This is a genomic window from Micromonospora echinospora, from assembly GCF_014203425.1.
GTDB classification, from domain to species: Bacteria; Actinomycetota; Actinomycetes; order Mycobacteriales; family Micromonosporaceae; genus Micromonospora; species Micromonospora echinospora_A.
On the sequence record NZ_JACHJC010000001.1, the window covers coordinates 2,448,892 to 2,467,715 of the forward strand.

At 73.8% G+C, this 18,824-nt stretch carries 21 protein-coding genes; 13 read left to right on the plus strand and 8 right to left on the minus strand.

Annotated elements, in window-relative coordinates:
- Positions 1–14 precede the first annotated feature (14 nt).
- Positions 15–1,001 carry a sporulation protein gene (locus tag FHU28_RS11610; RefSeq protein ID WP_184683611.1) on the plus strand — a complete coding sequence of 329 codons (987 nt, stop codon included), beginning with the start codon at positions 15–17 and terminating at the stop codon, positions 999–1,001.
- A gap of 61 nt (positions 1,002–1,062) precedes the next feature.
- On the opposite strand, the gene FHU28_RS11615 is transcribed toward FHU28_RS11610, so the two are convergent.
- Positions 1,063–1,344, minus strand: coding sequence for a hypothetical protein (locus tag FHU28_RS11615; protein WP_184689440.1), 282 nt, complete (start codon positions 1,342–1,344; stop codon positions 1,063–1,065).
- Between the two features lie 368 nt (positions 1,345–1,712).
- Between FHU28_RS11615 and FHU28_RS11620 the strand changes: the two genes are divergently transcribed.
- On the plus strand, positions 1,713–2,135 hold the full coding sequence (locus tag FHU28_RS11620) for a hypothetical protein (protein WP_073830078.1): 423 nt from the start codon (positions 1,713–1,715) through the stop codon (positions 2,133–2,135).
- A gap of 416 nt (positions 2,136–2,551) precedes the next feature.
- On the opposite strand, the gene FHU28_RS11625 is transcribed toward FHU28_RS11620, so the two are convergent.
- Together FHU28_RS11625 and FHU28_RS11630 are read right to left on the minus strand one after the other, a co-directional pair.
- Positions 2,552–4,771, minus strand: a complete 2,220-nt coding sequence (locus FHU28_RS11625) for a HelD family protein (protein ID WP_260413403.1) — start codon at positions 4,769–4,771, stop codon at positions 2,552–2,554.
- A gap of 241 nt (positions 4,772–5,012) precedes the next feature.
- Positions 5,013–6,134, minus strand: a complete 1,122-nt coding sequence (locus tag FHU28_RS11630) for a LolA family protein (protein ID WP_184683613.1) — start codon at positions 6,132–6,134, stop codon at positions 5,013–5,015.
- Between the two features lie 95 nt (positions 6,135–6,229).
- Here FHU28_RS11630 and FHU28_RS11635 point away from each other — a divergent pair, with 95 nt between their 5' ends.
- Together FHU28_RS11635 and FHU28_RS11640 are read left to right on the plus strand one after the other, a co-directional pair.
- A complete protein-coding gene (locus tag FHU28_RS11635) occupies positions 6,230–6,886 on the plus strand; it encodes a response regulator transcription factor (RefSeq protein WP_184683616.1) in 657 nt (218 codons plus the stop codon).
- A complete protein-coding gene (locus tag FHU28_RS11640) occupies positions 6,883–8,283 on the plus strand; it encodes a sensor histidine kinase (protein WP_184683618.1) in 1,401 nt (466 codons plus the stop codon). The genes FHU28_RS11635 and FHU28_RS11640 overlap by 4 nt, the downstream gene beginning before the upstream one ends.
- Positions 8,284–8,287: 4 nt before the next feature.
- Here the strand turns inward: FHU28_RS11640 and FHU28_RS11645 are convergent, their stop codons facing one another.
- Positions 8,288–9,874: a tetratricopeptide repeat protein gene (locus tag FHU28_RS11645; RefSeq protein ID WP_184683620.1), complete on the minus strand. Its 1,587-nt coding sequence runs from the start codon at positions 9,872–9,874 to the stop codon at positions 8,288–8,290.
- A gap of 48 nt (positions 9,875–9,922) precedes the next feature.
- A complete protein-coding gene (locus FHU28_RS11650; protein ID WP_116511726.1) occupies positions 9,923–10,393 on the minus strand; it encodes a MarR family winged helix-turn-helix transcriptional regulator in 471 nt (156 codons plus the stop codon).
- Positions 10,394–10,443: 50 nt separating this feature from the next.
- Between FHU28_RS11650 and FHU28_RS11655 the strand changes: the two genes are divergently transcribed.
- Together FHU28_RS11655 and FHU28_RS11660 are read left to right on the plus strand one after the other, a co-directional pair.
- Positions 10,444–10,965 (plus strand): VOC family protein, encoded by a 522-nt coding sequence (locus FHU28_RS11655; protein WP_116508933.1) that lies wholly within the window; start codon positions 10,444–10,446, stop codon positions 10,963–10,965.
- 46 nt (positions 10,966–11,011) lie between these two features.
- Positions 11,012–11,914: a hypothetical protein gene (locus tag FHU28_RS11660; RefSeq protein ID WP_116508935.1), complete on the plus strand. Its 903-nt coding sequence runs from the start codon at positions 11,012–11,014 to the stop codon at positions 11,912–11,914.
- Here FHU28_RS11660 and FHU28_RS11665 read toward each other — a convergent pair.
- Together FHU28_RS11665 and FHU28_RS11670 are read right to left on the minus strand one after the other, a co-directional pair.
- Positions 11,880–12,398, minus strand: a complete 519-nt coding sequence (locus tag FHU28_RS11665) for a potassium channel family protein (RefSeq protein ID WP_184683622.1) — start codon at positions 12,396–12,398, stop codon at positions 11,880–11,882. The genes FHU28_RS11660 and FHU28_RS11665 overlap by 35 nt on opposite strands.
- A gap of 111 nt (positions 12,399–12,509) precedes the next feature.
- Entirely contained in the window at positions 12,510–12,689 is a 180-nt protein-coding gene (locus tag FHU28_RS11670) for a DUF4236 domain-containing protein (protein WP_116508937.1), read from the minus strand.
- A 237-nt stretch (positions 12,690–12,926) separates the two neighbouring features.
- Between FHU28_RS11670 and FHU28_RS33050 the strand changes: the two genes are divergently transcribed.
- The 7 genes from FHU28_RS33050 (at position 12,927) to FHU28_RS11700 (ending at position 18,365) form a co-directional block, all read left to right on the plus strand.
- On the plus strand, positions 12,927–13,031 hold the full coding sequence (locus FHU28_RS33050) for a putative leader peptide (RefSeq protein ID WP_311773696.1): 105 nt from the start codon (positions 12,927–12,929) through the stop codon (positions 13,029–13,031).
- Between the two features lie 135 nt (positions 13,032–13,166).
- Positions 13,167–14,195: an ABC transporter substrate-binding protein gene (locus tag FHU28_RS11675; protein ID WP_116508939.1), complete on the plus strand. Its 1,029-nt coding sequence runs from the start codon at positions 13,167–13,169 to the stop codon at positions 14,193–14,195.
- Positions 14,192–15,007: an ABC transporter ATP-binding protein gene (locus tag FHU28_RS11680; RefSeq protein ID WP_184683624.1), complete on the plus strand. Its 816-nt coding sequence runs from the start codon at positions 14,192–14,194 to the stop codon at positions 15,005–15,007. The genes FHU28_RS11675 and FHU28_RS11680 overlap by 4 nt, the downstream gene beginning before the upstream one ends.
- Positions 15,000–15,851, plus strand: coding sequence for an ABC transporter permease (locus FHU28_RS11685; RefSeq protein ID WP_221453174.1), 852 nt, complete (start codon positions 15,000–15,002; stop codon positions 15,849–15,851). Before FHU28_RS11680 ends, FHU28_RS11685 begins: the two co-directional genes overlap by 8 nt.
- Positions 15,852–15,862: 11 nt before the next feature.
- Positions 15,863–17,197, plus strand: coding sequence for an LLM class flavin-dependent oxidoreductase (locus tag FHU28_RS11690; RefSeq protein WP_184683625.1), 1,335 nt, complete (start codon positions 15,863–15,865; stop codon positions 17,195–17,197).
- The gene (locus FHU28_RS11695) at positions 17,194–17,757 is read left to right on the plus strand and encodes a flavin reductase family protein (RefSeq protein ID WP_184683627.1); all 564 of its coding nucleotides are present in this window, start codon (positions 17,194–17,196) and stop codon (positions 17,755–17,757) included. Before FHU28_RS11690 ends, FHU28_RS11695 begins: the two co-directional genes overlap by 4 nt.
- Positions 17,751–18,365: a malonic semialdehyde reductase gene (locus FHU28_RS11700; protein WP_311773568.1), complete on the plus strand. Its 615-nt coding sequence runs from the start codon at positions 17,751–17,753 to the stop codon at positions 18,363–18,365. The genes FHU28_RS11695 and FHU28_RS11700 overlap by 7 nt, the downstream gene beginning before the upstream one ends.
- Here FHU28_RS11700 and FHU28_RS11705 read toward each other — a convergent pair whose 3' ends face one another.
- Positions 18,366–18,821, minus strand: coding sequence for an RrF2 family transcriptional regulator (locus FHU28_RS11705; RefSeq protein ID WP_116508945.1), 456 nt, complete (start codon positions 18,819–18,821; stop codon positions 18,366–18,368).
- Positions 18,822–18,824: the final 3 nt, after the last annotated feature.

Consider the following 18,824-nt stretch of genomic DNA (forward strand, 5'->3'; position numbering starts at 1 on the left):
AGCGGGAGTGACCGATGGTCTTCAAGAAAATGTTGAGCGCGTTCGGCGTGGGTGGCCCGAGCGTCGACACGGTGCTCACCAACCCGAACACCCGGCCCGGACTGACCCTGGACGGTCACGTCAACCTGGTCGGCGGCGACAGCCCGGCACGGATCGAGCAGATCAACCTCGGCCTGGTCACCCGCGTCGAGATCGAGAGCGGCGACCACGACTACGCGGGCGTCATGGAGTTCCACCGGCTGCCCGTCAGCGGTGCGTTCGAGTTGGCGCCGAAGCAGCAGCTGTCGATCCCGTTCCAGATGCCGGTGCCGTGGGAGACCCCGATCACCGACGTCTACGGCCAGCGGCTGCACGGCATGACCATGGGGCTGCGTACCGAACTGGCGGTGGCCCGCGCGGTCGACAAGTCCGACCTGGACCAGGTGTCGGTGCACCCGCTGCCGGTCCACGAGCGCATCCTGGAGGCGTTCCAGGCGCTCGGCTTCCGGTTCAAGCACGCCGACCTGGAGCGGGGCCACATCTACGGCGTGCCGCAGACGCTGCCGTTCTACCAGGAGATCGAGTTCTTCGCCGCGCCGCAGTACGCGCAGACGGTCACCGAGGTCGAGCTGACGTTCGTGACCAGCCAGCAGGGCGTCGAGGTGATCCTGGAGTGCGACAAGCGGGGCGGCTTCCTCAGCCCCGGGCACGACGTCTTCGGGCGGTACTCGATCCCGCACACCGACGCCGGCCGTACCGACTGGGTGCAGGTCGTCGACGGCTGGCTGCGGGAGACCACCGGCCGTTACGGCAGCATGCGCGCCCAGGGCTTCGGCATGCCGCACGGCGGCCACGGCTACCCGGGTCAGCGCGGCTACGCCGGCCACGGGCGCCGCGGCCCGGGCATGGGCGGCGTGGTCGCGGGTGCCGCGCTGGGCGTCGCCGGCGGCCTGGTCGCCGGTGAGATGCTCGAGGGCGCCTTCGAGGGCGGCGACGACTTCGGGGACTTCGGCGAGGAGTGAGCACACGCGACGACGCCCCCGGGACGGATCCCGGGGGCGTCGCCGTTCACGCGGCGTCCGATCAACGCCCGCGGCGCTCCTTGCCGGAACGGCGCGCGCTGCCCGCCTTCGACAGGCCACGGCTGACCAGGTACGCGCCGGTCAGCGCGGTCAGGTACCACCAGGCCTGGTTCGGGTTGTTGATGTTCAGGCCGTTGGCGGTGGTGCCCTTCCAGAACGCGGCGATCACGACGAGCGCGACCGCTGCGGCGTACACCCAGAACTCGGTGGTCAGGAACGCCTGCTTCGTCTCCGTACCCGGAGACGGCATCGGCTCCCGGTGACCGTCGTGCATCGACGGCATGTGCCGGGTCGACGTGTCCTGCATGCTCGCCCGGTTCTGGGCGTCGGACATCGGCCGGTTCATCGGCCTGGTGGATGCAGCCTGCGTGCTCATCTGGTCCTCCTCAAGGATTTGATGAGTCGTTAACCTGCACACCCTCGCCCCGCTACCGCAGGTCGGCCACGGCGCGGTTCGCGCTCTGTGGCGGGGGCACCCTGGGTCTACCCGGGCCCGGAGACAAGCTAACCGCCGGTCGTCATCTGATGGCCGCCACGCTCCCGAACCGGACATCCGGGCACGCACCCGGCCCCCGCCGCCGGCTCCGGTTTCAGCCACCCGCCGTCGGGCACGCAACACCGATACCCCGAGAGAGCTGCGAGGTGGTTGACGTGCGTGAGGACGACATGCGGCAGGACGCCGCCCGGCGGGCCGAGCAGCGGGTCGCCGGCGGCGTGTACGGCGAGGGCGCGCTGGACGAGGTCACGGTGCCGCAGACCGACGTGGAGCGGATGCGCCAGGAACTCGACCCGGACGACCCGGCGGACGTACCCGTCGACCCGACGGTGCTGCGCGACGGCGGACCGACCCGGGGCCAGGGCGCGGTGACCACGACCGGTGGCACGGCCGGCCCGGCCAGTGTGCGCCGGGTGGCCCGGCAGCCGGAGAAGCACCCGGGCAAGGTGGCGCCGACGACCACCGGGGACGCCGGCACGGGTGGCCTGAGCACCCCGGCGGGCGGCTCCACGAGCGACAACTCGGCCACCGGCGCCCAGGTGGGCAACTTCACCAACAACCGCCCCAACCCAGGCTGACCGGAGGCGGCACGGCACGGCGGGGGCGGCCTTCGGCCGCCCCCGCCGTGCGACTTCTGCCACCGCCACTTCGGGGAAGTGGTGTGGTCAGGGCGGTCGTGATGTAGCAACTTCGCCGATCTGGTGCACGTGCCCGCCACTTCGGCGAACCGGCGCGAAACAGGCCGGCTGAACACGCGCCACCCCAGCCCACCCCAAGCCCGCACTCGCCGATCTTGCACTCCGCCCCGAAGAATGTCCGTTTGGTAGCTCTTTCCGGGGCCGCAACTCCATGATCGCGGAGCAGGGAGGGCGGACACCGTGGGACATGAGGCAGCACGTGCTCAACCCGGTCGATCATGAAGTTGGCGGCCGATATCGAGATCGACAATGCCGCCAACTTCATGATCAACGGGGCAGAGGGGAAGGGAAGGGGGTTAGGGGGTGCGGAGGATGCCCAGGCGCTGGGTGGCTCTTGTCAGAGCCACGTAGAGGTCGCTGTGACCTCGTGGGGACTCGGACACGATGCGGGCCGGGTCGACCACCAGCACCGAGTCGAACTCCAGGCCCTTGGCCTGCTCGGTGGTCAGCACCACCACCCGGTTCGCCAGCTCGGGCTGTTCGCCCACTGTCGCCTCCGGCAGCGCCGCCACGACCGCGCCGCCCAGCTCGCTCACCCGCCCGGTCGGCACCAGCACGCCGAGCCGCCCGTCACCGAGCGACGTGGCCTCCCGGGCGGTGGCCTCGACCAGCTCGGTCACGAGCCGGTCCGCCGGTACGGTCCGGTCCCAGGGCGGTACGCCGGTGGCGCGTACCGAGCGGGGTGGCCGCAGCGCCGGGTCGATCTCGGCCAGCACGTCGGCGGCGACGGCCATGATCTCGGCCGGGGTGCGGTAGCTGACGGTCAGCTCCTCCAGCCGCCACCGGTCCGCCACGTACGGCGCCAGCGCCTCGCCCCACGAGGGCGTGCCCGCGAGCGCGCCGGTCTGTGCCACGTCCCCGACGATCGTCATGGACCGGCTGGGGCAGCGGCGCATCAGCAGCCGCCACGCCATGGGCGACAGCTCCTGCGCCTCGTCCACGATCACGTGCCCGAACGCCCAGGTGCGGTCGGCGGCGGCCCGCTGAGCGGTGGTGAGCCGGTCGGACTCCTCCTGCCGCTCGGAGAGCCGGTCGGCGTCGATCAGGTCGGTCACGCCGAGGATCTCACCGCCGTCGGCTTCGTCCTCCACGTCGATGGAGCGGGAGCCGCGCCAGATCTCCAGCACGCCCTCGGCGTACTCGCGTTCCATCGCCCGGATGCGTTCCCGGCGCGCCACGGCGGCGCGCTCGTCCTCGCCGAGCAGTTCGGCGGCCTCGTCCAGCAGCGGCACGTCGGCGGGCGTCCACCCGCCGGGCTCGCGGTGCAGCGCGGCCCGCTCGGCGTCGGTGAGCATCGGCGCGGCGGCGGCGATCCGCTCCGGCGAGGCGTACAGGTCGGCGAGCAGGCGTTGCGGGGTGAGCACCGGCCACAGCTCGTCCAGCGCGGCCCCGATCTCCGGTTCCTCGCGCAGTTCGCGGCGGATCTCCGCGCGGTCGGCCTCGGAGAGCAGGTTCTCCCCGCCCAGCGGGTCGGCGCCGATCCGCTCGGCCACCTGGTCGGCGAGCGCGTGCACGATCTCCACGTCGAACAGGGCGCGGGCCAGGTTGTGCGGGCGGCCGGTACGGCGTACCCGGTCGCGGGCCTGGCGCACGGTCTCCGGGTCGAGCGTCAGCAGCTCCCGCTGCGGCAGTTCGATGGTGACCGGCTCGTCCGGCACCCACTGCCGGTCGCGGACGGCCGCGGCGAGCACGTCGGCGAGCACCGCGCGGCCTTTGAGCGCCGCGGTGGTGGCCGGCTCCGCGCGGCGGGCGTGCACGCCGGGGAACAGGTCGGCCTGGGTACGCAGCAGCACGCCGGTCTCGGCCAGCGTGGGCAGCACCTGGGAGATGTAGCGCAGGAACGTGGCGTTCGGGCCGACCAGCAGCACACCGCGGGTGGAGAGCTGCTGGCGGTGGGTGTAGAGCAGGTATGCGGCCCGGTGCAGCGCCACAGCGGTCTTGCCGGTGCCCGGCCCGCCCTGCACCACCATCACGCCGGGCAGGTCGGCGCGGATGATCCGGTCCTGCTCGGCCTGGATGGTCTCGACGATGTCGCGCATCCGGCCGGTACGCCCGGCGTTGAGCGCGGCGAGCAGCGACGCCTCGCCGGTCAGCTCCTCGTGGGCGGTGGGGGAGGCGGCGGCGATGTCCAGCACCTCGTCGTTGAGCCCGGTCACCTTCCGGTCGCGGGTGCGCAGGTGACGGCGGCGGCGTACGCCCTGCGGGTTGGCGGCGGTGGCCAGGTAGAACGGCCGGGCGGCCGGGGCGCGCCAGTCCATCAGCAGCGGGTCGTAGTCGCCGGAGGAGTCGAAGATCCCGATCCGGCCGATGTAGCGGGCCGCGCCGTCGTCGCCGTCGAGGCGGCCGAAGCAGAGACCGCTCTCCACGGCGGAGAACTGCTCGACCTGGTCGGCGTACATCGCGACTGTCGAGTCGCGCTGCGAGCGGGCCTGCTGCGTGCCGCCGGTGTGGCGCAACTCCTCGTCGAGCCGCCGGGCGGCCTGTTCCCGCATGCCGTCCAGCCGGTCGTACAGCATCGAGACGTATTCCTGCTCGCGGCCGATCTCGTCGTCCTGGCGCAGGTCAGCCGACACGTCGGAGTGCGTTGACAATCCGGCTCCTCATTGACTAAAATTGCCGCAGGAATGGCATTCAGAAGCCATTCCTTTTTTGTGCCTGAACTGAGAAAGATAGCGCGTCGACCGCCACCCGACCAAGCCCGGACACGACTCGGGGCCCGGTCGGCGTCCGCCGGCCGAGCCCCGAATACGGCATGTCTCAGCCCTTTGCCGCCTGGTAGAGCCGCTCCGGCGTGACCAGGCCGGCGATCACCCGGCCGTCGTCGGTGAGCAGCACGCTGAACAGCTTGCCGCTGAGCAGCCGGCCGCTGCCCCAGTCGCCGCTGACCTTGGGCAGGTCACCGAGCACGCCGGCCAGCATCTGCGCGTCCGGCGCGTCCGCGCCGGGCTTCGCGCCGGGCTTGGCGTCGCCGCCCGGCGCCGCGTCGCCGATCTTGGCGACCACCACGGTGGTCCACCCGGTGCCGACGGTACGCACGTCCGGCTTCTCGGCGTCCTTCCGGTCGAACCGCTTGCCCGCCGGTCCGGGCCGCTCGCCCTCGGCGGCCTCGGTGACCTTCACGCCGGGCGGCGGGTTGAACCGGAACTGGTCGGCCTCCGGCGTGCGGAAGTCGACCTGGGTGAACGCCACCTGGAACGCGGGCTCGTCCTGGCCGTCGGCGAGCACCTGCAGGCGCAGCGGCACGTGCTCCTTCGCGTCGAGCGCGATCCGTACCTGGTGCACCAGTGAGGCCTTGTCGCGCGGGGTGAGCACCAGCTCGTACGCGTTGCGCCCGGCCACCGTCGCGGTGCGGCCGACGGTGACTGCCGTGGTCGGGTCGATCGCCTCCAGCGCCCGGTCGGTGGCGTCGGCCGGGGTGGCCGGCACGGTGGCCCGGTCCGGGGCGTCGGCCGGCAGCGTCCGGTGCGTCGCGGTGTTCTCCCGGCTGTTCCAGGTCCAGACGTCCCGCCCGTTGCGCAGGATGTCCTGCTCGCCGAGCGTGTCGACCAGGGCGATCCGCTGCCGGTCCTCGCCGCCGTACCAGACGCGCAGCGTGTGCGTACCGGACACCAGGCCGGCCAGGTCGTTGCCGGCGGCCCGGCCGGCGAGCGCGGCGATCGGCGGCAGGCCGAGGTCGGCGCGCTGCACCACGGTGCCGGAGAGCCCGTCCAGGCGGGACGTGCGCAGGTCTTCCAGGAGCTGGGCGGCGCTGCGCGGCGGCAGCGCCGGGTCGGCGCCGGCGGCGAACGTGCCGACGGCGGCGCCACCGCCGATCACGGCGACCCCCGCGGTCACCGGGACCAGCCAGCGCAGCACGGCGCGGTTCTTCATCACGGACATAGTGTGCACCTCCTGCGCACCATGCTGCGCGATGGTCGCTGTGACCACGCTGAGGAGATCCCCTACGGGTGACCCCATGGTGGCACCCTGGACCGGTGCGATTGCTGGTGGTGGAGGACGAGACGCGGCTCGCGGCGGCGCTGCGCCGGGGCCTGTCGGCAGAGGGTTTCGCGGTGGACGTGGCGGCCACCGGCCCGGCCGGGCTGGACGCGGCCCGGCACGGCGAGTACGACGCGATGATCCTCGACGTCATGCTGCCCGGCCTGTCCGGCTACGAGGTGGTGCGCCGGCTACGCGCCGAGCAGCGCTGGCTGCCGGTGCTGATGCTCTCGGCCAAGGACGGCGAGTACGACCAGGCAGACGGCCTGGACTGCGGCGCCGACGACTACCTGACCAAACCCTTCTCGTACGTGGTGCTGCTGGCCCGGCTGCGGGCGCTGCTGCGCCGCGGCGCGCCCCGCCGGCCGGCCGTGCTCACCGTCGGCGACCTGCGCCTGGACCCGGCCCGCCGCCGGGTCACCCGGGCCGACGCCGAGGTCGTGCTCACCAGCCGCGAGTACGCGCTGCTGGACTACCTGATGCGCCGCCCCGGCGAGGTGGTCTCCAAGACCGAGCTGCTGGACCACGTCTGGGACGCCTCGGTCGACACCGCCCCGAACGCGGTGGAGGTCTACGTCGGCTACCTGCGCCGCAAGATCGGCCGGGAACGGCTGGAGACGGTACGCGGCGCGGGCTACCGGCTGGCCACGTGAGCTGGGTACGCGGCCCGCTGCCACGCCTCGGCCTGCGGGCCCGGCTGCTCGCGCTCGGCGTGCTGGGGCTGGCGGTCGGGTTCGCGTTCGGCGGGACGCTGCTGGTCGGCGCGTTGGGCTGGACGTTGCAGCGCTCGGTCGACGAGGAGGCGCTGCGCACCGCCGACGCGGTGGCGCTGCTGACGGCCGAGGACGCGCTGCCGGACCCGCTGCCGGTCGCCGGCGGGCAGCTGCGGGTGCAGGTGGTCGACGCGCAGGGCCGGATCCGAGCCGCGTCGATCGACGCGGACCGCCTCGTGCCGATGCTCGGCCCCGGCGACCTGCGGCCCGGGCAGCGGCAGCGGCTGGTGGTGGACGGGCGGCGCGTCGGCATGCCCGGCCCGGTCCGGGTGGTCACGGTGCCGGCCGGCACGCCGCAGGAGCCGCGTACGGTGCTCGTCGCCAAGTCGCTCACCGACGTACGGCACAGCCTGCGCGTGGTGCGCAACCTGCTGCTGGTGGGCTTCCCGCTGCTGGTGGCCGGGCTCGGCGTGGTGGCCTGGCGGGTGGTGGGCGCGACGTTGCGACCGGTCGAGCAGTTGCGCAGCGGCGCCGCCGAGATCACCGGGCGGGCCGGGGCGGAGCGGCTCCCGGTGCCGGCGGGGCAGGACGAGATCCACCGGCTCGCGGTCACGCTCAACGACATGCTGGACCGGCTGGCCGCGTCCCGGGACCGGCAGCGGGCGTTCGTCGCCGACGCCGCGCACGAGTTGCGCAGCCCGCTGACGAACATGCGTACCGAGCTGGAGGTGGCGCGGCGTCTCGGCGACGACACCGACTGGCCGGCGGTCGCCGACGACCTGCTCGCCGACACCGAGCGGCTCAGCCGCCTGGTGGACGACCTGCTGCTGCTGGCCCGCCTGGACGAGCAGGACGCCCGGCCGGCGCCGGTGGGCCCGGTGGAGCTGGGCGAGCTGCTGCGCGCGGTGGCGGCCCGCTATCCGTCCCCGCCGCTGCGGCTGACGCTTCCGGACGGGCCGCTGTGGGTCGAGGGGGACGCGGGGGAGCTGCGCCGGGTGCTGGTGAACCTGGTGGACAACGCGCTGCGGCACGCGCGTACCGGGGTGGACCTGGCCGTGTCCGGCCCGGACGGGGCGTACCACCTGGTCACGGTGACCGACGACGGGCCGGGCATCCCGGCGGCGGACCGGGAGCGGGTGTTCGCACGGTTCACCCGGCTGGACGACGCGCGGGCCCGCGACGCGGGCGGCGCGGGTCTCGGCCTGGCCATCGTGCGCGAGCTGGTGCGCCGGGCCGGCGGCGCGGTGGAGCTGACCGACGCGACGCCGGGCGCCGCCGCGCCGGGACTGCGGGCGACGGTACGACTGCCCGCGCTGGCCGAGCCGGACGCGGAGTGAGCGGTCAGCGGCGGCGCTTGGTGCAGACCGGGCCGCTGCGGGCGACGGTGTCGGTGGACCACACGAGCGCGACGGTGAAGCAGTAGTCGGTGGTGCGGTCGAGCCCGTAGGCGATGTAGTCGGCCGAGCCGGCGGGCAGCGTGGCGAAAGTGCCCTGCGGCTGCCCGGCCCGGCCTCCGGCGACCACCACCGGTCCTTCCGCCCCGGGCGGGTACGTCCAGCTCAGCACGATGCTGTCGCGCCGGTCGGTGAGCGTGAACCTCCCGGGTGGGGTGCCCGGCGCGGCGGCTGCCGCCGTGGTGGGCGCGGGAGCGGCGGAGGTCGGCGGCGGCGCGCTGGACGCGGGCGCGCCGGTGGCCGGTGGCGGGGCGTCGCGGCCGTCGTCCACCCGGGACACCCCGGCGATCACCGCGATGGTGCCCAGCAGCAGCGCCACCACCACGCCGAGCACCACGAGCGGCAGCCAGGGCAGCGTGCGCCGCTCGGCGGCCGGTGGCCGGGGCACGTGCACCGGCAGGTAGCGCGACGGCGGCTCGGGCGGCGCCTGCGGCACCCGGCGTACGCCGTCCGGCTCGTCGCCGGCGAGCCCGACCACTGTGGGCGGCAGCGGGTCCGCGCCGGGGCGCCACGGCTGCTCGGCCGGCTCGTCGGGCGGCCACGGGTAGTCGCCGAACCCGTCGGCGTCGTCCTCGGGCGCGGTACGCGGCGTCGGCACGTGCGCGGCCTCGGCGGCCCGGCCGGGCGGGTGGTAGAGCGGCGTGTCGACCGGTTCGTCCAGCGCGGGCGGGCTGTACGGCGGCAGGTCGTGCGGCCCTTCGGCGGGCGGGGGGACCCGCGCGGCGGGCACCACCGGCGTGGTGCGCGCGGGCGGCGGCTCGGGAGCGGGCGTGGGCGCGGGGCAGACGTGGTCCGGGTCGGCGGCGGCGCGGGCCAGCCCCGCCACCTGGGCGGCGAGCGGGTCGTCGGGGTCCAGGTGCTGGCGACACAGCTCCTCGGCGAGCGTCAGGTGCTCGTGCGAGTCGGCGTACCGGCCGCAGTCGCGTTCCATCGCGCCGAGCTTCGCCAGCATCTTGATGCCGCTGGGATGGCCGTCGCCGTATACCTCGTGGTGCAACTCCCAGGCGTCCTGCAACCGATCGCGGGCCACCTCGCACTGGCCGCGCGCGAACTCCACGGTGGCCAGGTCGGCGTGCGCGGCGAGCACCCGCTGCGACTCCGGGCCGTCGCGGGCGGTCAGCTCGATGATGACGTCGGAGTAGAGCCGGGCGGCCCGGGCGTCGCTGCCGACCCGGTGCAGCACCGCGGCGAGCGTCGCGGCGGCGGTGACGGTGCGCTCGTCGGAGCGGCCGTGCAGCCGGGTGGCCGCCGCGTACGCGAACGCCGCCCAGCCGCGGGCGGAGTGCGGCTCGCCGAGCGCGACGAGCACCCGGGCCTGGAGGCCGGCCGCCTCGGCCAGTTCGGGGGAGGCGTTGCCGGGGCGGGGATCGGCGTCGCTGAGCGCGTCGGCGAGCAGCCGCTCCGCGCCGGTGAGGTCGCCTTCGGACACCAGTTGGTGCGCCTGGACGGTCAGGTCAGCGAAGCCGGAGGACACGCCCCATCGTGCTCGTCCGGCGACGGTATGTACAAGACCCGGAGTGGATCAGTTTGGTCCCGAATCCGTCAAGTGGTCGGCGAGCGTCTCGCTGATCCGGCGGAGCTGGTCGACCTGGGCCGGGCTGAGCGCGTCGAACAGGTGCCGGCGTACCCCCTCGACGTGGCCGGGCGCGGCGGCGGCCAGGGTGGCGAAGCCCTCGTCGGTGAGCACGGCGATCTGCCCGCGCCGGTCGGTGGGGCAGTCCTCGCGGCGGATCCACCCGGACGCCTCCAGCCGGGCGGCGGCGTGCGAGAGCCGGCTGCGCGAGGAGCCGGTGAGCTCGGCCAGCTCGCTCATCCGCAGCCGCCGGTCCGGGGCCTCGGAGAGGCGGACCAGGATCTCGTAGTAGGCGTGCGGCATGCCCGCGTCGCGTTGCAGTTCGCGGTCGAGCGCGTCCGTCAGCGCCCGGGAGGCGGTCAGGAAGGCGCGCCAGGTCCGCTGCTCGTCGGGGGTCAGCCACCGGGTCATGACGCCCATCATAGCGGCAATAGTTGAACGCTCAACAAAACCCGGGTACGGTCGGTGGCATGGGCATCCACCGACTCAACCACGCCGTCCTCTACGTCAGTGACCTGGAGCGCAGCGTCGCCTTCTACCGCGACGTGCTGGGCTTCCGCCGGGTCCCGATGACGCCCGAGGGCTTCCGCGGCGCCGCGTTCCTCCAGGCGCCCGACTCCACCAACGACCACGACCTCGGCCTGTTCGAGATCGGCGCGGCGGCCGGGGCGTCCCAGGCCGGACGGGCCACCGTCGGCCTCTACCACCTGGCCTGGGAACTGGACACGCTCGACGAGTTGAGGGCCACCGCCGAGCGGCTGGCCGCTGCCGGGGCGCTGGTCGGCGCGTCCGACCACGGCACCACCAAGAGCCTCTACGGCCGCGACCCGGACGGGCTGGAGTTCGAGATCGTCTGGATCGTCCCGGCCGACCTGCTCGACGACGCCGCGCTCGCCGCGCGTACCCGCATCGGGCGGCTCGACCTGGACCGCGAGCGGCAGCGCTACGGCGGGCAGACCCGCGGCGGCGTGGGCATCTCCGTCCCGGTCTGAGCGGGGTTCACGGCCGGGCCGCCGCGCCGTGCGGTAGAAACGCACCATGTCGACCGACGCCGTCCTGCGCGAGCTGCTCGTCCGCCAGCTCGACCACTGGCTCCCCGCCGCGCTGCACCGGGCGCGGCGGGCCACGCTCGCGCTCGCGTACGCCGGAGGTGACGCCACCGGGGCGGAGGAGGCGTTGCGGGTGGTGGCCGAGTTCGCCGACCGGCTGCGGGGGCGGCGGCTGACCGTGCTGGTGGTGGCCGACGACGGCACCGACCTGGCGGTGCGGCTCGGCGCGGCCGAGGCCGCGCTGCCGGCCGACGTCGCCGTGCACCTGGTGCCCGGCGGGCCGGACCGGCTGCCGGTGGCGCTCAAGGCCGCGGGCGCGGCCGGCGCGCCGCTGCTCACAGTGGCCGACGGTGCCGAGCCGGACCCGGCCCTGCTGGCCGCCGCCGCGTCCGGCCGCCCGGCCGAGCTGCTGCTGGTCACCACGCCCGGCCGGTCGCTACGTCCGGCGCTGAGCGCCGCCGGGTTCCCGCTCGCCACCGAGGTCGAGCTGGTGCCCGAAGGAGACGGCCCGGCCCGGCTGCTCGGCTACGCCACCGGCTCCGACCGAGGGCTGGAGACGGTCAAGGAGGCGCTCTGGGCGGTCGACGAGTACGCCGGGGTGCGCTACCGCGACCCGGCCGACCCGCAGGGACGGCTGCTCGACATCTCGCTCGACCCGGAGCCCGGCCCGCTGCGCCGCGAGCTGCTGGCCGAGCTGGCCCGCTCCGGTCCGCGCCCGGTCACCGAGCTGCGCCGCTTCGCCACCACGGCGACCGTCTACCGGGCCGCCGACGCCAACCGGGCGCTGGCCTCGCTGCTCGCCTCCGGCGCGGTGACCCGCGATCCCGAGCACGGCCGGCTCGGCGGGGACGTGCTGATCAGCGCCGTCCCGCACGCTGGGTCATCTGCTTGACCACTATCGACGCTCCGGTGGCGACCACACCGATGCTGAACACCATCTGCGCGCACACCGCCACCCGGGCGATCTGCCCCTCGGCGTGCACGTCGCCGTAGCCGACAGTGGTGAGCGTCGCCAGCGCGAAGTAGAGCGCGTCGACCCGGGTCCGCAGACCGACGAACTCACCAGGCCGGGTGTTCGCCACCACGTAGTCGCCGAGTGCGAAGACCAGCAGCCCGGCGATCAGCGCGACCGCGAGCCGGGTCAGCGCGCGATCCTCGTCCCGGCCGGTCGGCTGGTCCTTGACGAGCTGTCGGCGGACCTGGCCGGTGACCAGGAACGCGATCACGGCCACCAGCACCACGGTGCCCGCCGAGCGCAGGAACAGCCGCAGGCCGTTCGGGTCGGCCGCGACCGGCACCAGGAAGTAGCCGACGAGCATGAGCAGGCAGGCCGCCACGGCCCGCCGTCGCATCCGCCGCAGGGACAGGTCCGCCATGCGGCGATTCTCCGGTCGCCGGGGCGCCGTGGTCGGCGGAACCGGAAAAGCCGGTACGGACGACGATCGGGGCGCCGGCCAGCCGCCGGCGCCCCGATTCACGTCCGGGTGTCAGGACGGGCTCTTGTCCTGCTTCCACGACAGCGGTCCCGGAAGGTCCACGCGGTGGGCGCGGGTGTTCGAGTTCCAGGACCAGCGGCCGATCTTGATGCTCCACGACGAGAAGCCGTTCTGGGTGAAGTGGAGGATCAGCGGCCCGTACTTCTTACGCTTGCGGAACTGGACGCCCATCGGGGGTGCCTCCTTCGTCTCCCTGCCTCTGCAGTCGTCTGCATGCCTTCGCGGCATCGAACATGCCCGGATCGACGATTCGCGAAACCCTGCCCGGTCCGCTCTGGACGGTGGGGCTGCCGCCCGGCAAAATCTCTATCCAACGGGTAGGTGTTAAGGAGTCGTAAATGCTGGTGGAGGCGGGTCGTAGCAAAGCCAGCGATGAAAGTCTCACTGAATGGAAGGGCATTGACCGGCGTGGAGAACGGTCGGCAGCATGAGGGCATGTCGCAGCGGGACGAGCTTCTCCTCACCGCTCGCGTGCACGTCGACCTGGTCCGGCACGCGAGCGCGCTCTGTTGAGCCGAGCGCTCGTCGTTCCCTCTCCGCCCGTCCGTTCCCGCAGCCGGCGCATCGTGGCCCGGCGCGGTACGGCGTGCTCCCCGGCCCCGCGCGGGCCCCCTCCACCGCATCGTGGACAGATCAGGAGACTCCGCCATGCCCTCGACCCGATCACCGCGGCGTGCCCTCACCGCCGCCGTCGCCCTGCTCGCCCTCACCACCGCCACCGCGTGCGGCGCCGACGCCGCCGACGGCGCACAGACCAAGGAACTGCGCTACCAGGGTTCGGTCGGCCAGGTGACCCTCCCCGAACTCGCCGCCGACCTCGGCTACCTCGGCGACGTCACGCTCGACTGGATCGGCAACGTCACCGGCGGCCCGGCCGACATCCAGGCCACCGCCACCGGCCAGAGCGACTTCGGCGGCGCGTTCAACGGCGCGATCGTCAAGCTCCAGGCCGCGAACGCCCCGATCACCGCAGTCGTCAGCTACTACGGCTCCGACGCGCAGACGTTCCAGGGCTATTACGTGCTCGACGACAGCCCGATCCGCGGCCCGCGTGACCTGATCGGCAAGCGGGTCGGCATGAACACGCTCGGCGCGCACGCCGAGGCCGTCCTGCGTACCTGGCTGGCCCGGGGTGGCCTCACCGCCGCCGAGATCGGCAAGGTCGAGCTGGTCGCGCTGCCGCCGGTGAACACCGAGCAGTCGCTGCGCGCCCGGCAGATCGACGTCGCCGTGCTCGGCGGCGTGATCCGCGACAAGGCGGTCGCGAACGGCGGCATCCGCACCGTCTTCACCGACTACGAACTGCTCGGCGCGTTCAGCGCCGGCAGCTACGTCTTCCGCGACGACTTCCTCACCCGTAACCCGGACACCGTCCGGACGTTCGTCACCGCGGTGGGCAAGGCGATCGAGTGGGCGCGCACCCAGCCGCGCGAGACGGTGGTGGCCCGGCTCAAGGCGATCATCGCCAAGCGCGGGCGCAACGAGGACACCACGCTCGTGGAGTACTGGAAGTCCAGCGGCGTCGCCGGGACCGGCGGCCTCATCACCGACCGGGAGTTCGCCACCTGGATCGACTGGCTGGCCGACTCCGGCGAGCTCAAGGGCGAGCGGCCGAAGCCGTCCGACCTCTACACCAACCGGTTCAACGCCGCCGCGGCCACCGGCGGTGGCGCATGAGCACCGACAAAATCCGCTTCGACCGGGTGCGCAAGGTCTTCCCGGGCCGGCGTGGCGGCGGCGCGGTCACCGCGCTCGACAACCTCACCCTCGGGGTACGCCCCGGCGAGTTCCTCGTCGTCGTCGGCCCCAGCGGCTGCGGCAAGTCCACCCTGCTCGACCTGCTCGGCGGGCTGGCCACCCCGACGGCCGGGCAGGTGCTCGTCGACAGCCGCCCGGTCACCGGGCCGGGCCTGGACCGGGGCATCGTCTTCCAGCAGTACGCGCTGCTGCCCTGGCGCACCGCCGCCGGCAACGTCGCGTTCGGACTGGAGGCCAAGGGCCTGCCCCGCGCCGAGCGCGCCGACCTGGTCGCGTACCACCTCGACCTGGTCGGGCTGACCGGCTTCGCCGACCGCTACCCGCACGAGCTGTCCGGCGGCATGAAGCAGCGCGTCGCCATCGCCCGCAGTCTCGCGTACGACCCGGACGTGCTGCTGATGGACGAGCCGTTCGCCGCGCTGGACGCGCAGACCCGCGACTCGCTCCAGGACGAGCTGGTGCGGATCTGGCAGGCCACCGGCAAGACCGTCGTGTTCATCACGCACGGCATCGACGAAGCCGTGCACCTCGGTCAGCGGGTCGCCGTGATGACGTCCCGGCCCGGCCGGATCAAGCAGGTCATCGACATCGAGCTGGGCGACCGGGAGGCCGAGGAGGACGTCCGCTCCACCGACGCGTTCCGCCACCACCGGCACCAGATCTGGACGCTGCTGCGCGACGAGGTCCGCGCCGCGCAGTCCGCCGTACGCGAGGAGGCCCGCGTTGGTTGACGTCGCCGCACCGCCGGCCCGGCCGGTGGCCGCCCCACCCGCCCCGGCCGTCGCGCCCCGCCGGCCCGGACGCCTGCTCGGCCTCGGCGGCCGGGCGCTGCACCGCAGCGCCGCGCTGCTGACGCTGGCCGCGATCTGGGAGACCGCGCCCCGCGCCGGGCTGGTCGACCGGGTCTTCCTGCCGCCGCTGTCCGAGGTGCTCGCCGCCTGGTGGGAACTGCTGCGCAGCGGGCAGCTCGCCGACCACGTCGGCGCCAGCGGAACCCGGTCGCTCACCGGCTTGGCGCTCGCGGTGGTCACCGCCATTCCGCTCGGCCTGCTGATCGGCTGGTACCGGCCGCTCGCGGACCTGCTCAGCCCGCTGCTGGAGGTGTTCCGCAACACCGCCGCGCTGGCACTGCTGCCGGTCTTCGTGCTCATCCTCGGGCTCGGTGAGACCTCGAAGATCGCCCTGGTGGTCTACGCCTGCTCCTGGCCGATCCTGCTCAACACCATCGCCGGCGTGAAGGGCGTCGACCCGCTGCTGATCCGCTCGGCCCGCTCGATGGGGCTGAACCACCTGCGGCTGTTCCAGAAGGTGATCCTGCCGGCGGCCGTGCCCACGGTGTTCACCGGCGTCCGGCTCGCCGGGGCGTACTCGATCCTGGTGCTCGTCGCCGCCGAGATGGTCGGCGCGAAGGCCGGGCTCGGCTACCTCGTGAACTACGCGCAGTACAACTTCGCGATCCCCGACATGTACGCCGGGATCATCACCATCTCCGCCATCGGGCTGGTGGTCAACCAGCTCCTCGTCGCCGGGGAACGTCGCTTCTCCACCTGGCGCGTCGACGTCACCACCGTCTGAGAGGAACCGCCATGTCCCGGACCCTGCACCTCAACGCCTTCCTGATGGGTGTCGGCCACCACGAGGCGGCCTGGCGGCACCCGCGCGCCGACCCGAGCCGCCTCGCCGACGTACGCCACTTCCAGGAACTGGCCCGTATCGCCGAGCGGGGCACGCTCGACTCGGTGTTCCTCGCCGACGGGCTCGCCGTCGGACCGGCCGTACGCCACAACATCCAGGCCGTCTTCGAGCCCATCACGCTGCTCGCCGCGATCGCCACCGCGACCGAGCACATCGGCCTGATCGCCACCGCCTCCACCACGTACACCGAACCGTTCAACCTGGCCCGCGCGTTCGCCTCGCTGGACCACCTCAGCGGTGGCCGGGCCGGCTGGAACATCGTCACCTCCGCCCAGGCCCGGGAGGCCCGCAACTTCAACCTCGACGACCACCCGGCGCACGCCGACCGCTACCGTCGGGCCGCCGAGTACGTCGACGTGGCGATCAAGCTCTGGGACAGCTGGGAGGACGACGCGCTGGTCCTGGACACCGCCGCGGGCGTCTTCGCCGACACCGCCCGGGTGCACGAGATCGACCACGCCGGGGAGCGGTTCCGGGTCCGCGGACCGCTGAACACGCCCCGCCCGCCGCAGGGCCGGCCGCTGCTGGTGCAGGCCGGCTCGTCCGCCGACGGGATCGCGTTCGCCGCCCGGTACGCCGAGGCCGTGTTCACCGCCCAGCAGACGCTCGCCGGCGGCCAGGCGTTCTACAGCGCGTTGAAACGGGCCACCGCCGACGCCGGGCGTGATCCGGAACTGGTCAAGGTGCTGCCCGGTATCGCGCCGGTCATCGGGGGTACGGAGAAGGAGGCCCGCGACCTCGCCGACGAACTGGAGGCCCTGATCGTGCCCGAGCACGCTCTCGCCCAGCTCTCCGGCATGACCGGGCTCGACCTGACCGGGCTGCCGCTGGACGGCCCGCTGCCGGACCTGCCCGACGCCGGCGCCGTGCAGTCCCACCAGAGCCGCTACCAGCTCGTCGTCGAGCTGGCCCGGCGGGAACGGCTCACCCTGCGGCAGCTCATCGGCCGTCTCGGCGGCGGACGCGGGCACCGCGTCGTGGTCGGTACCCCGGAACAGATCGCCGACCAGATCGAGCTCTGGTTCACCCAGGGCGCCGCCGACGGCTTCAACGTCATGCCACCGCTGCTACCCGACGGACTGGAGGACTTCGTGGACCACGTCGTACCACTGCTGCGCCGGCGCGGGCTGTTCCGGTCCGCGTACACCGGGCGTACCCTGCGCGAGCACTACGGCCTGCCCCGGCCGGCCAGCGCCTACGCGACCCGTGAGCTGGTGGCGTCGTGACCACAGTGGACCGGCCCGGCGCCGGAACCGTCGAGCTGCGCCCGGTCGACGTCGACTCGTTCCGCGGCCTGCTGCGCCGCCAGGCGTCCACCGTCACCGTGGTCACCACCCCCGGCCTGCGCGGCAACCGGATCCGGCCGGACCTGCCGCCGGCCGGCTTCACCGCCACCTCGTTCACCTCTGTGTCGCTCGACCCGCCGCTGGTCTCGGTGTGCCTGGGCCGCGCGTCGTCGAGCTGGCCCACAGTCGAGCAGGCCGAGCACGTCGCCGTGCACCTGCTCGCCTCCGGCCAGCAGGAGATCGCGCAGATCTTCGCCACCAGCGGCATCGACCGGTTCAGCGCCCACCCGGGCTGGACCACCGGACCGTTCGGCGTGCCGCTGATCGGCGACGCGCTCGCCGTGCTGCTGTGCCGGGTGGTCCGCCGGATCGAGGCCGGCGACCACACCATCCTGCTCGGCGAGCCGCTCGCGCTCGGCGCGGGCGAGGACGGCGACCCGCTGCTGCACCACCGGGGCAGCTACACCACCACGCTCGGCGACTGGTCCGAGGCGTGGTGACCGCCGCCGCCGACGAGCTGATCGCACTGGACCGGGCCGCCCAGGACCTGCTGTTCCGGGCGGCCCGCACGGCAAACGCGTTCACCGACGAGCCGGTCGGCGACGAGCAGGTCCGCGCCGTCCACGACCTGGTCCGGTACGGCCCGACAGCGATGAACGCCCAGCCGCTGCGGGTGCTGCTGCTGCGCTCGGCGGCGGCCCGGGCGCGGCTGCTGCCCTACGTCAGCGCCGGCAACCGGGACAAGACGGCAGCCGCGCCGCTGACCGCCGTGCTCGCCGCCGACGTGAACTGGCACGACCGGCTGCCCGAGCTGTTCCCGCACCGGCCCGGCGCGCGGGACTGGTTCACCGGCGACCCGGCCGGGCGGGAGGCGCAGGCCCGGTTCAACGCCGCGCTCCAGATCGGCTACCTGCTGGTCGGGGTACGCGCCGCCGGGCTGGCCGCCGGGCCGATGGCCGGATTCGACGCGGCCGGCGTGGAACGGGAGTTCTTCCCCGACGGGCAGCACCGGGTGCTGCTGCTGATGAACATCGGCCGCCCGGCGCCGGACGCCTGGCGGGAACGGCTGCCGCGCCTGCCCTACGAGGAGGTGGTCAGCACGCTGTGATCAGCGCGGCTCCCACGCGTCCGGCTGGGCGGTCAGCTTGCGCACGTGCGCCGGCAGCCGGCCGCTGACCAGCTCGTCCAGGCTCACCTCGTCGACCACCCGGCGCACCGAGGCGCGTACCGCCACCCAGAGACGGGGCAGGTTCTCCGCCGCGCCCTCGTACCGGGTCTCCTCCGGGCGCAGCCCGCGTACCCCGGCGAGCGGACCGTCGACGGCGCGCAACACGTGCCCGATGGTGATCTCGCGCGGCGGCCGGGCCAGCGTGTACCCGCCCTCGGCGCCGCGCTGGGCCCGGACGATCCCGGACCGGCGCAGGTCGGCCAGGACCGCCTCGAGGAACTTGCGGGGCATGTCCTGCTCCGCCGCGATGACCTGGGTGGACAGCAGGGTGGGGTACGCGGTGGCCAGGCTCAGGGCTGCCCGTACCGCGTAGTCGCCGCGCGCGGAGATCTGCACAGT